This is a genomic window from Roseibium hamelinense, from assembly GCF_007830545.1.
Lineage (GTDB): Bacteria > Pseudomonadota > Alphaproteobacteria > Rhizobiales > Stappiaceae > Roseibium > Roseibium hamelinense.
This window is the reverse complement of sequence record NZ_VLLF01000011.1, coordinates 132,955-147,311: the sequence shown is the minus strand read 5'-3', so window position 1 is coordinate 147,311 and position 14,357 is coordinate 132,955. Positions and strand designations below refer to the sequence as shown.

The window sequence follows — 14,357 nt, the reverse complement described above, 5'->3', positions numbered from 1 at the left end:
ACCCGAACCAAAATTAGTTCGAAAAGTCCGCCAGCCTTATTCACATCGTAGGTCGAATGACAGATCCTCAACGGGGCAATTGGTGGCAGAACGTTGCCAATTCGGTCGTCGCCCACTCTCGGCATTGTTCTTAAAGCGGCAGTTCGTTGCACAAGCCGCGACTATGACAAAGGGCGGAAAGCCGACGCGTGTTGCGAATTGAGTGGATGGTCGGTATCCGCAGAGCTAAACCGCTGATCTTGTGGGCGCAAGTAACCGGGTTCTGGTTTTCAATTGCAGGCATTTTCCGTCCGCACGTGAGCGTTAGTTCGGAGATTTGAGCGCTTCGGATAGCTTGCGTTTCCCCCCGGCCGCAGATTCCAGTTTTGCAAGACCCGTTTTCGAACTCTGAATGGAGCGGACCGGTCAAATTGGGAAGCTTTTTCTTAAGCGTTTGTTTTGCAAAAACATATCCTCATCAATTGCCGTGGCCTGATTTGTGCAAACCGGTGGATGAACAGTATGCCGCCGATGAGTTGGATCATCCGTAATCGCAGAGCCTGCAAAGTGATGTCAGCCGGCAAACATTCACGATGAGTTAATGACGCTACGTCACTCTTGTGTCGAGCGTGCAGGACGACGGAAAAAAATCCTGTAAATCTGAAAGGAATTCCAAACATGAACCTGATTTCCCTCGTTTTAGGTCTCTCATTTCTCACAACTGCAGCGGCCTTTGCCCAGGAGGTTCGCACACTCGACGATGCCACCTTGAAAGGCGATGAGCGGATCGAAACCCCGATTGGCGTGATCGAGCTTCAGGACAACTACATCACGGATGAGGGCGTTCAGGCCTTGTTCGACGAGATGGATTACCAGCGTGCCGTCCAGACCTTCCTCTGAGCCATCCCATATCTCGGCTTCAAACAGTGGCAATTGACCCAGGATGCCGCCTTTGGCGACGAAGCCTTGACCGATTTCGCGGTGCTCGTGTCACGCAATGAAAAGGGGGGCATTCTCACGCCGAACCTGACGACGCCGTATATTTTCAACTTCGTCAACCTTTCCGAGGCGCCGCTCTATCTTGAAGTGCCCGCCGCGCCCGTGGCCGGCGCGTTCCTGGATGCGTGGCAGCGCCCGGTCGCCGATATCGGAGAGACCGGCCCGGACAAGGGCGAGGGCGGGAGTAACTCGTCGTCGGACCGGAGGCGGACCCGGCCGAGTACGAAGGCGAAGCCGACTTCGTGGTGCAGAGCGCGACCAACAACGTCAAGATCGCCATCCGGATCCTCGACACCTCGCCGGAGTCGGTCGACACTGTGAAGTCAGGCCTGAAGCTGGCCTGGCATGGCGAGGAACCGCAATCTTCCACGCCGATTATCGGTGCCGACCCGGTCTGGTCGTCGACGCCGCCGCGCGGCCTGGCGTTTTGGGAAGTGCTGCATGCCATTATCCAGGAAGAACCGGTGCGCACCGAGGACAAGGCCTGGATGGCCATGCTGAAACCGCTGGGCATTGAGAAGGGGCAGCCCTTTGAGCCTGATGCGCGGCAGACGGCGATCCTGACCCGCGGCGCGATCATGGGCGAGTTGATGGCCCGCAACATGCAGACAAACCCGCGCTTCACGGAGCCCTGGTGGGAGGGCACGTCCTGGTACAAGAGCTTCGATCTCTCTGTGCCGCAGATCACCGAGGAGCGCGTTGAACTGGATGAACGCGCGGTGTGGTTCTATGAGGCCGTCGGGTCGAGCGAAGGGATGGTGAACCCCCAGCCGGGCGTTGGACAGGTCTACATGACCACCAAGCGGGACTCGAACGGCGACCTCCTGCGCGCCGACCGCACCTATCGCCTGAGCCTGCCGGCGGATGTGCCGGTCGCCAATTTCTGGTCGCTCACGCTCTACTCTTCGGAGACCCGGCGGCCTTATGACAATGGCCCGGAGCTGACGGATGCCAGCCTCGACAGCCGCATGGAACAGCTCAAGGTCAACGAAGACGGCAGCGTCGACCTGTTCATCGGGCCGGAGGCTCCGGAGGGCATGGAGTCCAATCACATGGCGACCGTCGGGGATGATGGCTGGTTTGTTTATTTCCGGCTCTATGGCCCGGAAGAGCCCTTCTTCGACAAGAGCTTCGCCCTGCCGGATTTCGAGCCGGTCGACTGATTTCTTTAGCGGCCCCGGGCTGACGGCACCGGGGCCGGTTTGATTGTTTCAAAACGAAGAGGTCCCGATGTCACGTCTTGCTCGCCATGCGCTGTTGCTTGGATCAGCACTTCTGGTCCCCGCTTTGGCACAGGCCGAACCCGTCACACTGGAGAATTAGGTCATTGCGGAAACCGACTGGAATTTTGCCGCACAACAAGCGGCGGCCCCGGTCAACACCTGGACCCACAACGACCCGGTGACAGAAGACAACCAGACCATCATCCGTTTGAAAGGAGAATACGCCATGAAACGGACGGCACTCCGTTGCACCACCGCGCTTACCGCCCTGTGCCTTGCACTCGCCGCCGCACCCTCCGCAGCGCAAGACGCAGCCGCGCCGATGTCTCCTCTCGTCGACCAGCTCAACGACGGCAACTGGCTCGACCAGGACGAGGCTGAGGCGCTGCGCGACGAGCTGTTCTACCAGCGCGCCGTGCACGCCTATATGACCATGCTGCCGGCGCTAAACGTGATCGGGATGCGCGACGGGTCGGAGGCCGCCTTCGGCGCCGGCTACAATGTGCTGCCGATCTGGAAGGACCGGATGGACAGCCGCACCTTGGTGACGACGCCCAATGCCGACGTGATCTATTCCATGAACTATCTCGATCTGGGCGAGACCGGACCGCTCGTAGTCGCCGCCCCTCCCGGGGTCATCGGCATGTTCACCGACTTTTTCCAGCGCACCATAACGGACGTGGGCGCGATCGGGCCGGATCGGGCGCGCGGCGGACTTTACCTGCTCCTGCCGCCGAACTACGACGGGCACGTACCCGACGGCTATTTCACATTCGAGTCATCGACGAACAACGTCTTTCTATTCTTCCGCACCGTGATGGAACAGGGCGACGGCGTGCCCGATCCGGCACCGGCCGTCGCGCGTGCCGAACAGACACGGATCTACCCGCTCTGGGAGGAAGAGAAGAACATCCCGCCGATGGAGTTTCCCAACGCCAGCGGTCAGCGCGTTTATATGATGTATCCGGTCGACAACGACTACTGGACCAAGCTGAAGGATTTCGTCGACGAGGAGCCCGTCACGGCCATTACGCCCGAGTTGCGCGGCGTGCTGGCCTCCATTGGCATCATCAAGGGCGAACCCTTTGAGCCGACGGAGCGCGAGCAAGAGCTTCTGCTGCGCGCGGTCGAGACCGCTCCGAGGATGATCCTTGCCACGAAGCAGCTGGGCCGTGACGACGAGCGCAACCTCTACTACGACGACCGGCAGTACGAGCGCGCCTGGTCGGGCGCCACGGCCGAATTCATGCAGGAGAGCTATCTCGACATCGATCAGCGCGCCGGCTTTTTCAGTTATGCTTATTCCTCGGCGCCAGCGATGGTCATGCGCACCATCGGCGCGGGCTCGAAATACCCGCTCACGGCGCGCGATGCGGACGGCGAGTTCCTGAGCGGCGAGCACACCTACCGGATGCGTTTACCTGCCGATCCGCCCGCGGCGCTGTTCTGGGCCGTCACCGCCTACAACATTACCGACGGTACCATGCCAGAGACCGAGCAGCTGCTGCCCTCGAAGAACGGCTATTATGACGTCGACACCAATGAAGACGGCTCCATAGACATCTGGTTCGCGCCGGAGCAGCCCGAGGGGGGTGCCGACACCAACTTCATCCAGACGATCCCGGGGCGGAACTTCATGGCGGCCGTGCGGCTCTACGGTGCCGAGATCGAATTCTATGACCAGACCTGGAAGCCCGACGACATCGTGAAGGTCGAGTGACGCTCTGCAACAAAACTCGCGTCCATCAGGGCACCTACGCCCCGAGCCGCGAACGTGGCTTGGGGCCTGGGTTGTATAGACAAGAAAGACCGCAGCATCGGATACGGAAGGGGCGCGTTGTGACGGGTCAAAAGAACCGAAAACTCATGAGATGCATGACCGCGGCCATCCTCGTGTTGGGCACCGTGCTTCCCTCCCACGCGCAGGACAGCGCGGCGCAGGCCAACAACCCTCTCGCCAGCACGACCGCGCTGAACTTCCAGAACCAATACACCGGCGATCTGACGGGCTCCGATCGCGACGCCAACCAGTTCTTCCTGCGCTATGCCCAGCCATTCGAGGCGTTCGGCGGCAACTGGATCGCGCGCCTCACGGTTCCGGTGAACACGTTTCCGCAGGCTGGCGGCGATGACGAGACGGGTCTTGGCGATATCAATCTCTTCGCTGCCTACCTGTTCGACACAGGCAATCCGGCAGTGAGCTTCGGCTTCGGCCCGCAGGTCACCGTACCGTCGGCGACGGACAACGCGCTCGGGTCGGAGAAGTGGTCTCTCGGCTTCGCCAACGTTTTGTTCAATGCGTCGAACCCGAAGTTCCAGTGGGGCTACCTGCTGACCTGGCAGATGAGCGTCGCGGGCAACGACGACCGCGCCGATGTCAACATCGCGGCGCTGCAGCCCTTCGCTTTCTATCAACTGGGCGAGGGGTGGTACCTGCGCTCGGCGGCTGTCTAGACCTACGATTTCGAAACTGACAACTACGCCGTTCCGTTGGGGCTCGGTCTCGGCAAGGTCTTTCAGACGGAGGGTGCGGTGATCAACACCTTCGTGGAGCCGCAATACACCGTCTTCGACGAGGGTGACGGCCAGCCCGAATGGGGTATATTCGCCGGCCTCAACTTCCAGTTCTAGGTCCGGGTCTCTGCAGCAAGTCGCGGACCTAAAGAGAGCCCCACGCATGACCCAGCCCATGTCCGACATGTGCGCCGTGCGCGCGCAACTCCCCAAAGGCGGCGCAGCCAGGCGGCCTCGTCGCGGCATCCGGTGAAGTCTACCCGTATGCCAAGGTGGTCCGCCAGGTCGGTGAGAATGTCATAATCGTTGCGGGCCAGACCTATGGCTAGGATGGCCTACTTCGACGCGATTGGCCATGATCCGGCCGCCGCTCCAGCCCCTTTCGCGCAAGTCTCGCAGTTGAGCAGCTATCTTGATGCCGATGCTGACCCGGGCGCAGCCGTGTCGGCATCTGATGCTACGGACCCGGTGGTGCTAGTGGTTGAATATCCTGACGGTCTCGATAACGACGGAATGCAAGGCGCTTCCGCTCCGGACCTGGACCCGGGGCCCGATTTGCCAGACGCGGTTGTGCAGGATCCAAATGATGACACTTCGCGAGACGGGTAACGGGCATCGCACCAAGCCCTGAGTCTTTGATGAAGAACGAAGTCATCGCCGCCCGTTGATCACCATAATTAAAACTCACACGAGTTTCTCGCTTGACACTGCCTCAGCCTCATGCGAGGTTCTTAGTGTGAGTAATCGAGTCGACATTGAGATCCCTGAATTCACCCAGGCGGACGTCATTCGCATCACGGGAGTGAGCGCGAAAACGCTCCAGAATTGGACGGACCCCAATCGCGGGATCCTGCGCCTGAGCCAGGACGGTGTCGGCAAAGGGCGGCGGCGTTTGTATTCGGCGCTCGATATCATGGCGGTGACGATGATCGCGCATTTGAGCGCGCTTGGCGTCTCTCCAAACCTCGTTTCGCAGTTGTTCTATAAACCAGGAGCAAAGGTTGGCGATTGGCTTAGGGTGGCAGCTGAGAACCTGGACAAGGAATACATCGGCAGGATTGTTTTTGATGCAGACGGGCTGTTCGCAAATCTCATCTCAAGTCCAGAGGACAATGAACGGTTCGCTTATGGCGATGATTGGGCGCGCGACCGGATGGCCTTCATCCAGGTATCCCTGACCCGTATTGCGTCCTATGTAGCGCACGGGATTAATGACATCCAATTTGACGAAACTCCGGATGATCAAAAATCCGAAACGGACAAGGCAATTCGGGCAGCCAGAGACGAGCTGCTGAAAAACAGAAAAAAGGCCAAGCTTCCTTAAGTTTCGCGTGTTGCTTGCCAAAAGACGGAACAAAAAATGGCACAGCGACACAGACCCATCCGCCCCTCCGAGACCGCAAACTATCTCAAGGCAATCAAGACCTCCGGGTTCAAGTGTGGACGACTGATTGCCCACCCTGATGGCCGCCTTGAAATCATCGGCGAAGACCGTCCTCGAAACTCTGAACATGAGCAGCCATCCAAATCGCCATTCGAACAATGGGAGATGGAGCATGCGAACACATCTTAAGGGTATCAATACCATCAAGCGCAAACTCGCAAGCGGCGAGGTACGGACTTATTATTATCACAGGGCCACCGGCAAACGCCTGCAAGGCCCACCTGGATCTCCTGAATTCCTGGCCTCAATTGCAGCAGCCGAAGCGTCGACCCGCCAAAGGGACAAGGGCACATTCGCCGGATTGATCCGCGAGTTTCAACAAACGGCAAAATGGCGGCGGCTGGCTGAGTCCACGAAGGCGGAATACAGGCGCATCTTCACCTTCTGGGAAGATCAGTTTGGAACTTGTCCCTACCCCGCTTTGGAAGACAAGGCGTTTCGACGGGCGGTCATCAAATGGCACGACCAGTTTTCTGAAGAAAAACCGCGTGAGGCCGACAACCGTGTCACAGTCCTTGCCCGCGTCCTGTCATGGGCAACCCGGGACGGCCCGCTCAAACGCAATGTCATGGATGGCTTTGAACGCGCCTATCAAGGCGACCGGTCTGAAAAGATCTGGCTGCCGGAGCATGTTGAAGCGTTCATGGCCGTTGCCACCCCGGAAATGAAGCTCGCGATGGTTCTTGCCCTGCATACAGGACAACGCCAAGGAGACCTTCTGCTGCTGACTTGGAACAATTATGACGGCGAGCGCATCTCGATTCATCAGGGTAAAGCCCGGCGAGGAAAGCTGAAGGGGCGACTGGTCACCATCAAATGCACCAAGGCACTGAAGGAGACCTTGGATGCCCTGCCGAAGCGCTCCACGCTCATCCTCACCACCAAGACGGGCCGCGCTTTTCAAAAGCGTTATTTCGCGCTCCAATGGGAAAAGACCTGCAAGGAGGCAGGCATTGAAGACCTCCACTTCCATGACATTCGCGGCACGACCGTGACGATGTTGTTTCAGGCAGGCTGCAATCTTGGCGAGATTGTATCGATCACCGGTCATTCGCTGCGGCGGGCACAGGACATTCTGGACAAGTATCTCGCCCGCACATCGACCATGGCCGACAACGCGATTGCCAAGTTTGAGAACGTTTTGGAAACAAATTCTGCAAAACGGACTGCAAAACAGGAGAAGCAAAAGCATGCTAAGTGATGGCGCACCGGGGAGGATTCGAACCCCCGACCCCCAGATTCGTAGTCTGGTGCTCTATCCAGCTGAGCTACCGGTGCTTTTGGCCAAATACCGCAGTTCTTTTAGAGAATTGCGTCGGCTATGGTTTGGGGCAGCCGCTGCGGTTGCTCCCGAACAGGGCGCTACTCCTACTGCTGAAGGTTCGGGATTGCAAGTGGGTTTTTGATGTTTTTTTGACATCGGCCAGGGATATGTCGCGAAGCCGCTGATTTACGGGATATTTGCCCGTGGAATTCCGATATACGTATCCTTAGTCCGAAGACTCAGGTCGAGTTTCTGTCAGGCAGTTCGATACAAAAGCACGTACCCGGTACGCTTTCATCAAGCCCGATCCGGCCACCATGCGCCTTTAGCAGTTCCGAGGCGATTGCGAGCCCAAGCCCAATTCCGCCTGCTTTCGAGCCGCTGTGAAAGGCTTTGAACAGCGCGCTTTTGATGTTGGCCGGAATGCCCGGCCCCGTATCGACAACGCGTATGAATACGCAGTTTTTGTCCCGCTCGGCTTCAAGCGTAATGCGCCGCACCAAGGTCGGATCATTTTCTGATTCAATCGCCTGCAACGCGTTGCGGCACAAGTTCAGAAGGACCCTGAAAATCTGCTCGGGATCGGCATCCACCTCAAGGTTTTCATCCACGCGGTTGTGGAATTGGACCGAGCTATTGTCCGCCAAGCCAAGTACGTCCGCAATGTCCTCACCTACTTTGCGCAGAGCGATCAGCCGCCGTTGCGGCGCACGCTCGCTTGCCTTGCCATAGGCCATCACAGCTTGTGTGTACCCAACGGCACGATCCAGGGTGGCCAAAATTTTCGGAGCTAAACGGTTTACGGTTGGGTCGGGCACGTGTTCCAACCGCTCCAAAAATAATTGAGCCGACGCAAGCAGATTGCGCAGGTCGTGGTTAATTTTAGAAACAGCCAGTCCGAGGTCGGCCAGCCGCTGTTTTTGGGTCAAGGCACGGGACAAGGCCTCTTGCATTGCATGCAGCCGAACTTCAGCATCCCCAAGCTCATCATTTCGGCTAGAAACTTTTATGGCACGCGACAGATCCTCCGGCTCCTCAGCAAAATGATCCATCGATTTTGTCAGCCGCTGCAAGGGTCGAACGAACACCGCTCGCAAAGTCACATAAACAAGGCCTGCGGTGATGCCGGAAATGATGATTGAAAGCACCAGAATGCGGACCGAGAACGCCAGCATGTCCTGGTGCAACAGGCGGACGGGCAGAACAATATCAACCCGCTCGACATAGCCCATCTGCACCGCCCCCACGACCCGCATGTAGCCCTCGCCACGGTCAAATAGGATCTGAAAGCTCTCCAAAATGGATTGAAGCGGATTCATTCGCCCCATATTGACGACATAGCGAATGTTGTCCGGCAATTGATCGTCCATGGCGATCAAACTACGGCGGGTGCCCTGGTCCAAGGCGATGGCGACTGCTCCGGTTGTCCGCAAGAGCTCTTCCTGCAGCCGCGGGGCGATCGTGTTCGTTTCGGCCAGAACGGATGCGGCCACGCCAGCGGTCGACAAACGGTCCGAAAGCCAGTTGTTTCGGTAATTCGCGATCGACGGTACGTAGATTAAAATTTCTGCAAGCATGACGAAGACGATCGTCAAAAGCAGCAGTTTGCCGGACAGTCCTCCCAACACCCGAAACCGCCCGTTGCGACGGGATGGTAGCGGGAACAGGGATCCCGGGCTGGATGCAGCAGGATCAACAGTCCCCTTCTGCGGTCCCTCGTGCTTCATGAACTCCGCTTCCAATCGAAATTCGGATTACAATACTAAGGGTTGGTGCGCGCGAACAAGCCCCGAAAAACACTCTATCCAAACACCTGTAAAAAGCGGACCGCTTGGCGGATCCATGGTTTTTTCGGCGCTTCGGCGTAATAGGAAATCGCAGCGCGGCGAACCAACTCGCCGAGGGTTGGGTAGGCTGCTACGAAGCCTGCAAGATCTTTCATCTTCATTCCTTGCGATACCGCCAGGGACAGCAAATTTATAATTTCCCCTGCCTGGGCACCGACAATATCCGCGCCCAGAAGCTTGCCGCCGGGCCCGGCGATCAACTTCAATCGCCCTTGTGTTGCCGCTTCCGCTTGAGCCCTGTCATTGCCGGAATAGTCTGCGGATAAAATCTTGACCTTTCCCCCAAAGCGTTCGCGTGCTTGCGCTTCGGTCATGCCGACATGTCCCAACTCGGGCGAGGTGTAGGTGACCCAAGGGATTATGTCGCGATTTTCACTGATCGGCAGCCGAAACAGGATGGATCGAATTACAAGCCCTGCATGGTAGCCCGCGACATGGGTAAATTGCAGCCCTCCGGTAACATCGCCGATGGCATAGACCTTTCGGTTGGAGGTTCTTAAACCCTTGTCCACGGATATACCGTTACGGTCGAAAGTGATGCCGGCCTTTTCAAGGTCAAGTCCGTCGACCGACGGTTTGCGTCCCGCTGCCACCAAGAGGTGGCTGCCTTCAATCGAAGTCGGTTCGTTGCCCGCCCCTTCGATATGTACAATAATCTTGCTGTCTCGAGCTTCAACGCTGGTAACAGCGGTCTGCTCGTAAAGATCAACCCCTTCCTCACGGATCCGGTCCAACACAACCGCTGAGAGTTCCGGATCGTCTTTGCCAAGGGCTTTTTGAGCTTCAATAACAGTTACCTGTGCACCGAGTCGGCGATGGGCTTGCGCCATTTCCATTCCGATCGGGCCGCCGCCAATAATGATCAGGTGTTCCGGGGCAGCGCGCAGTCCGAACAGGGTTTCGTTAGTGAGATAGGGGACGTCAGAGAGACCTGGGATTGGTGGAACCGCTGCCGAAGAGCCTGTTGCAACAACAAATCTGCGAGCCCGGATCTCGGCATCGCCGGCAACGACGCAATCCGGTGATACAAATCTGGCTTGGTTTTGAAGCACCGTTACACCAAGGCCTTCGAAACGCTCCACAGAATCATGGGGAGCAATGGCTGCAATGACCGCGCGGACATGATCATTGGCCTGCCCAAAGTCGACTTCAATACCAGAGGCGGACACGCCCATGGCGCTGTTACCCTTGAGCGCAAATGCTTTTTTCCCAGCGGACAAAAGAGCTTTTGAGGGAACGCAGCCGTAATTAAGACAATCTCCGCCCATGAGACCTTTCTCGATCAGCACAACCTCTACGCCGAAGGCCGCCGCCGCCGCGGCAACGGATAATCCACCGGACCCGGCGCCGATCACACAGATGTCGGGCGTCAATTGTTTGCTCATGAAATCACCTGTTCTGAAAATGCGCCTGGCGCGGATTACTTGGTTTTCCGAAACCGTTTAAGACCGATTGGAATGAGGCTGGCTACACCGAGGGCGAACAGTGCTGCAAGCAGCTGTGGTGTCACCAAAGCACCGACTTCGACCGAGCATGTTCCTTGTGCGGCGCAGCCGGGGTTTGCTTGCTCTTGGGCTGCGATGACGCTGTCGAGGCCCGACCCGATAAACGCGAATGCAAACGTACCTGGAATGATGCCTATAAATGTCCCCAGCGCAAAGGCCGGTAGCGGCATCTTGAAGATCGCGGGTGCTATGTTCACAAGCCAAAATGGAAACACCGGTGTCAGTCGCAAGAAAAGAAGGTAGTTGAACCCGTCTTCCCGAAACCCCTTCGAGATTTTCGACAAGAACGGCCCTGCCCTCTCGGTTAGCGTTTCGCCCAAGGAGGTCTTTGCAACCAGAAAAACCGCGACAGCGCCGAGGGTTGCGGCAAACACGGTCATAGCTCCCCCCAAAGCCCAACCGAAAAGAAACCCGCCTGCAATCGTCAACAGGGAAGCGCCAGGAAAAGATAGAGCGACCGCAGCGGCGTAAGCCGCGACAAAGCCCAGGATGGAGAGCAACAGATGACTGTCGACAAAAGCTATCAGGTCTTGCCGTTCGCGAATGAGCGCGGAAAGGGTCAAATTCTCGTGCCAGCCCTGGGAAAACCCGACGATCATTATCAAGCCAAGTGCCGCTAGGGGCAACCATCTGCGCAGAGATGACCGGAGCTTGTTGCTGCCATCTTCCGAGGCATTCGGCAGGTCGCTTTTTTCTGGGGGCTTGGTCACAGTTGCGCTCTCGTTTGTCATCATCCACCGCTCCGCGATACTCTACAAACCTGGAATTTAGGCAAACCAGGTTTACAGCTCGCACTCACGTGTAGACGATTTGTTGGGTTTTGGAGGAGTTCTCACCGACAAGTGACCGCTCGTCAAAATCATCTCAAGGTAGCGTGAGCTGAGCAAAATGGATGGATTTAGCTCCAAGGATCGTTGACTTGCGAGTTCAGCGACCTTATAAGCCGCGTCACTGGGACATGCATTCGGACCCATGGCTATTTGCTGCGCGATGAATTCGCTTCGGATGCTTCCTCCAAAGAATTTTGAAAAACAAGGGCCGCGCCGGGCGCGCGGGGAAGAACAATGAAGCGTACGTATCAACCGAGCCGCCTTGTCCGCAAGCGCCGTCACGGCTTCCGGACACGCATGGCAACCAAAAACGGCCGTCAGGTTCTGGCACGCCGCCGGGCAAAGGGCCGCAAGCGTCTCAGCGCTTAATCCTGCGCAACGCGTGCGGCGCTGCCAGGCATGTCTGCTCTCGCAACCAGCCTTTCGCAGCCCGTCATGAAAACACTCAAAAAGCGCTCCGAATTCCTCGCAGTTGCCAAAGGCGGCCGCGTCGGACGGCGCGCTTTTGTCGTTCAGGGTTCGAAAAAGCCTGAAGCCGGGGCATCGCGCGTTGGCTACACGGTCACAAAAAAAACGGGCAACTCTGTTGCACGCAGCCGGATAAAGAGGCGATTGAGAGCCGCGGTTGCCGCGCTGGACCCTGCGTCGGTCCCGCAAAATGCGGACTTCGTGATTGTTGCGCGCGAAAATGCGCTCTCAATGCCCTTCGAAAAATTGGTCCGCGACCTTAAATCGGGTATGTCGATGGCGCTCGACCCAAATGCGAGCAGTCACCACCGCAAACCGCGTCGGCAAAAGGGCTCCCAGGTCCGACCGAAGCTGCCGAAAAAAGAACAGGGGTAAAATCAGTTGTTCGCCGAAAACCGCAATACCATTCTTGCTATTGTCTTATCCCTGGTGGTCCTGCTCGGTTGGCAATATTTTATTGCACAGCCACAACTTGAGCGGCAACAAGCAGCGCTTGAAGCCCAGCAGCAAGCTGCACAGCAAACCGAACAAGGCGCAGACGCTCCGCAAACACCCAGTTTGACCAATTCGCCTCAGCAATCCGGCACCTCTTCGGCTCCGGCGGCGGCTTCTTCTTCTGGAACCTTGAACCGGGATCAGGCAATCGCCCAAACAGCCCGGGTAGAGATTGAAACACCGCGTTTATCCGGCTCGATCAACCTGATCGGGGGGCGGCTCGACGACCTGCGTCTGAAAGACTATCATGAGACGGTCGACAAAAGCAGCCCAACGATTGTGCTGTTTTCACCAAGGAACAGCCCCGAGCCGTATTACACAGATTACGGCTGGGTTGGCGACGGCAACAGCGACCTAACGCTTCCGGGCACCGACACGGTTTGGTCAGTTGAAGGCTCGCCAACCCTCACACCGTCAACCCCTGTGACGCTGACCTATAGCAATGGCGAAGGGCTTGTCTTCAAACGTACGTTCTCCATCGACGAGAACTACATGTTCACGGTTTCGCAGGCTGTTGAGAACACTGGAGCCGAAGCCGTCACGCTTTTCCCCTACGGACTGATTGCGCGTAACGGGAAGCCGGAAACCACCGGGTTTTACATTCTTCACGAAGGCCTTCTCGGTGTCTTCGGCGAGGAAGGCCTGCAGGAAATCGACTATTCCGATCTTGAGGAAGACGGCCCGGTTCGTCCAGCGTCTGTCGACCAAGGCTGGCTCGGCTTCACGGATAAATACTGGGCATCAACACTTATCCCAGCTCCTGGCAGCACATTCCAGCCGGGCTTCAGCTATTCGGCGGCAAGCAACTATTTTCAGGCGGATTATCTTGGAACCGGGGTCACGGTTCCCGCAGGTGGAGATGCAGAAACCTCTTCCTACCTGTTCGCCGGCGCAAAAGAGACAAACCTGCTGGACAGCTATGAAAGCGCACTCGGTATCGAGCGATTTGAGCTGTTGATCGATTGGGGTTGGTTCTACTTCCTGACCAAGCCGATGTTCTATGCCATCGATTGGCTGTTCCATCTGGTCGGCAATTTTGGTGTTGCGATCCTGCTTGTGACTGTTGCCATCAAGCTGGTGTTCTTCCCACTCGCCAACAAGTCATATGTGTCGATGAGCAAAATGAAACTTGTTCAGCCGCAGATGACAGAGATCCGAGAAAAGTATGCGGATGACCGGCAGAAGCAGCAGCAAGCGCTAATGGAGCTCTACAAAAAGGAGAAGATCAATCCACTGGCCGGTTGTTTGCCGATCCTGATCCAGATCCCGGTGTTCTTTGCCCTCTATAAGGTTCTTTTTGTCACCATCGAAATGCGTCATGCGCCATTCTTCGGCTGGATTCAGGATCTTTCGGCGCCCGATCCAACCACGATCTTCAATCTGTTTGGATTGATCCCCTGGGATCCGCCTCAGCTTCTGATGCTCGGTGTGTGGCCGTTGATCATGGGTGTGACCATGTTCGTGCAGATGAAGATGAACCCGGCTCCACCAGATCCGACACAGCAAATGATCTTCACCTGGATGCCGGTTCTGTTCACATTCATGCTGGCGTCGTTCCCGGCCGGTTTGGTGATTTACTGGGCATGGAACAACTTCCTGTCGATCGCGCAACAGTGGGTGATTATGAGTCGCCAGGGCGTGAAGATCGAGCTTTGGGACAATCTGGGCGCGACGTTCAAACGAAAGAAGCCCGCTCCGGAAGACAAAAGCTAAGCGATTTTGAAAGGCCCGGCTTCGGGCCTTTTCTTTCGCCTCACAGCGAGCCGCTCAATCCTATGCAACGGCACGG

Annotated in this window: 15 protein-coding genes and 1 tRNA gene; 12 read left to right on the top strand and 4 right to left on the bottom strand. The window is 57.2% G+C overall.

Features of this window, described 5'->3' with window-relative positions; genetic code table 11:
- Positions 1-657 precede the first annotated feature (657 nt).
- The 9 genes from JM93_RS22015 to JM93_RS19640 all read left to right on the top strand — a co-directional run bounded on the left by JM93_RS22015 (position 658) and on the right by JM93_RS19640 (position 7,360).
- Entirely contained in the window at positions 658-879 is a 222-nt protein-coding gene (locus JM93_RS22015; RefSeq protein WP_208995344.1) for a hypothetical protein, read from the top strand.
- Positions 880-960: 81 nt separating this feature from the next.
- The gene (locus tag JM93_RS22425; RefSeq protein ID WP_425280838.1) at positions 961-1,299 is read left to right on the top strand and encodes a DUF1254 domain-containing protein; all 339 of its coding nucleotides are present in this window, start codon (positions 961-963) and stop codon (positions 1,297-1,299) included.
- Positions 1,221-2,141 carry a DUF1214 domain-containing protein gene (locus JM93_RS22005; RefSeq protein WP_208995340.1) on the top strand — a complete coding sequence of 307 codons (921 nt, stop codon included), beginning with the start codon at positions 1,221-1,223 and terminating at the stop codon, positions 2,139-2,141. The genes JM93_RS22425 and JM93_RS22005 overlap by 79 nt, the downstream gene beginning before the upstream one ends.
- 286 nt (positions 2,142-2,427) lie before the next feature.
- Positions 2,428-3,921, top strand: coding sequence for a DUF1254 domain-containing protein (locus JM93_RS19665; RefSeq protein ID WP_145347022.1), 1,494 nt, complete (start codon positions 2,428-2,430; stop codon positions 3,919-3,921).
- 155 nt (positions 3,922-4,076) lie between these two features.
- Positions 4,077-4,655 (top strand): hypothetical protein, encoded by a 579-nt coding sequence (locus JM93_RS19660; protein WP_208995338.1) that lies wholly within the window; start codon positions 4,077-4,079, stop codon positions 4,653-4,655.
- A gap of 381 nt (positions 4,656-5,036) precedes the next feature.
- A complete protein-coding gene (locus tag JM93_RS19655; protein ID WP_145347020.1) occupies positions 5,037-5,324 on the top strand; it encodes a hypothetical protein in 288 nt (95 codons plus the stop codon).
- Positions 5,325-5,451: 127 nt separating this feature from the next.
- Positions 5,452-6,039: a MerR family transcriptional regulator gene (locus JM93_RS19650; RefSeq protein ID WP_145347018.1), complete on the top strand. Its 588-nt coding sequence runs from the start codon at positions 5,452-5,454 to the stop codon at positions 6,037-6,039.
- A gap of 36 nt (positions 6,040-6,075) precedes the next feature.
- The gene (locus tag JM93_RS19645; protein WP_145347016.1) at positions 6,076-6,288 is read left to right on the top strand and encodes a transcription factor iiib subunit; all 213 of its coding nucleotides are present in this window, start codon (positions 6,076-6,078) and stop codon (positions 6,286-6,288) included.
- Positions 6,272-7,360 carry a tyrosine-type recombinase/integrase gene (locus tag JM93_RS19640; RefSeq protein ID WP_170230763.1) on the top strand — a complete coding sequence of 363 codons (1,089 nt, stop codon included), beginning with the start codon at positions 6,272-6,274 and terminating at the stop codon, positions 7,358-7,360. The genes JM93_RS19645 and JM93_RS19640 overlap by 17 nt, the downstream gene beginning before the upstream one ends.
- On the opposite strand, the gene JM93_RS19635 is transcribed toward JM93_RS19640, so the two are convergent.
- The 4 genes from JM93_RS19635 to JM93_RS19620 all read right to left on the bottom strand — a co-directional run bounded on the left by JM93_RS19635 (position 7,361) and on the right by JM93_RS19620 (position 11,509).
- Positions 7,361-7,437: transfer RNA gene (locus JM93_RS19635), tRNA-Arg, on the bottom strand.
- 225 nt (positions 7,438-7,662) lie between these two features.
- Positions 7,663-9,150 carry a sensor histidine kinase gene (locus tag JM93_RS19630; RefSeq protein WP_145347013.1) on the bottom strand — a complete coding sequence of 496 codons (1,488 nt, stop codon included), beginning with the start codon at positions 9,148-9,150 and terminating at the stop codon, positions 7,663-7,665.
- Positions 9,151-9,224: 74 nt separating this feature from the next.
- Positions 9,225-10,655 (bottom strand): dihydrolipoyl dehydrogenase family protein, encoded by a 1,431-nt coding sequence (locus JM93_RS19625; protein ID WP_145347011.1) that lies wholly within the window; start codon positions 10,653-10,655, stop codon positions 9,225-9,227.
- 35 nt (positions 10,656-10,690) lie between these two features.
- Positions 10,691-11,509 carry a TVP38/TMEM64 family protein gene (locus JM93_RS19620; RefSeq protein WP_341873647.1) on the bottom strand — a complete coding sequence of 273 codons (819 nt, stop codon included), beginning with the start codon at positions 11,507-11,509 and terminating at the stop codon, positions 10,691-10,693.
- A 330-nt stretch (positions 11,510-11,839) separates the two neighbouring features.
- Here JM93_RS19620 and rpmH point away from each other — a divergent pair, with 330 nt between their 5' ends.
- From rpmH to yidC, 3 genes are all read left to right on the top strand, one after another.
- Positions 11,840-11,974, top strand: coding sequence for a 50S ribosomal protein L34 (gene rpmH / locus JM93_RS19615; protein ID WP_040616499.1), 135 nt, complete (start codon positions 11,840-11,842; stop codon positions 11,972-11,974).
- Positions 11,975-12,040: 66 nt separating this feature from the next.
- On the top strand, positions 12,041-12,448 hold the full coding sequence (gene rnpA / locus JM93_RS19610; RefSeq protein ID WP_145347084.1) for a ribonuclease P protein component: 408 nt from the start codon (positions 12,041-12,043) through the stop codon (positions 12,446-12,448).
- Positions 12,449-12,454: 6 nt separating this feature from the next.
- Positions 12,455-14,281 (top strand): membrane protein insertase YidC, encoded by a 1,827-nt coding sequence (gene yidC, locus JM93_RS19605; RefSeq protein ID WP_145347009.1) that lies wholly within the window; start codon positions 12,455-12,457, stop codon positions 14,279-14,281.
- Positions 14,282-14,357: the final 76 nt, after the last annotated feature.

What these genes read in the sequence shown, in the direction of transcription:
- rnpA (WP_145347084.1), top strand. Translation starts at nt 12,041, where the DNA reads ATGAAAACACTCAAAAAGCGCTCCGAATTCCTCGCAGTTGCCAAAGGC.
- JM93_RS19665 (WP_145347022.1), top strand. Translation starts at nt 2,428, where the DNA reads ATGAAACGGACGGCACTCCGTTGCACCACCGCGCTTACCGCCCTGTGC.
- JM93_RS19630 (WP_145347013.1), bottom strand. Translation starts at nt 9,150, where the DNA reads ATGAAGCACGAGGGACCGCAGAAGGGGACTGTTGATCCTGCTGCATCC.
- JM93_RS19660 (WP_208995338.1), top strand. Translation starts at nt 4,077, where the DNA reads ATGACCGCGGCCATCCTCGTGTTGGGCACCGTGCTTCCCTCCCACGCG.
- JM93_RS19655 (WP_145347020.1), top strand. Translation starts at nt 5,037, where the DNA reads ATGGCTAGGATGGCCTACTTCGACGCGATTGGCCATGATCCGGCCGCC.
- JM93_RS19620 (WP_341873647.1), bottom strand. Translation starts at nt 11,509, where the DNA reads ATGATGACAAACGAGAGCGCAACTGTGACCAAGCCCCCAGAAAAAAGC.
- JM93_RS19645 (WP_145347016.1), top strand. Translation starts at nt 6,076, where the DNA reads ATGGCACAGCGACACAGACCCATCCGCCCCTCCGAGACCGCAAACTAT.
- JM93_RS19640 (WP_170230763.1), top strand. Translation starts at nt 6,272, where the DNA reads ATGCGAACACATCTTAAGGGTATCAATACCATCAAGCGCAAACTCGCA.
- JM93_RS22015 (WP_208995344.1), top strand. Translation starts at nt 658, where the DNA reads ATGAACCTGATTTCCCTCGTTTTAGGTCTCTCATTTCTCACAACTGCA.
- JM93_RS19625 (WP_145347011.1), bottom strand. Translation starts at nt 10,655, where the DNA reads ATGAGCAAACAATTGACGCCCGACATCTGTGTGATCGGCGCCGGGTCC.
- rpmH (WP_040616499.1), top strand. Translation starts at nt 11,840, where the DNA reads ATGAAGCGTACGTATCAACCGAGCCGCCTTGTCCGCAAGCGCCGTCAC.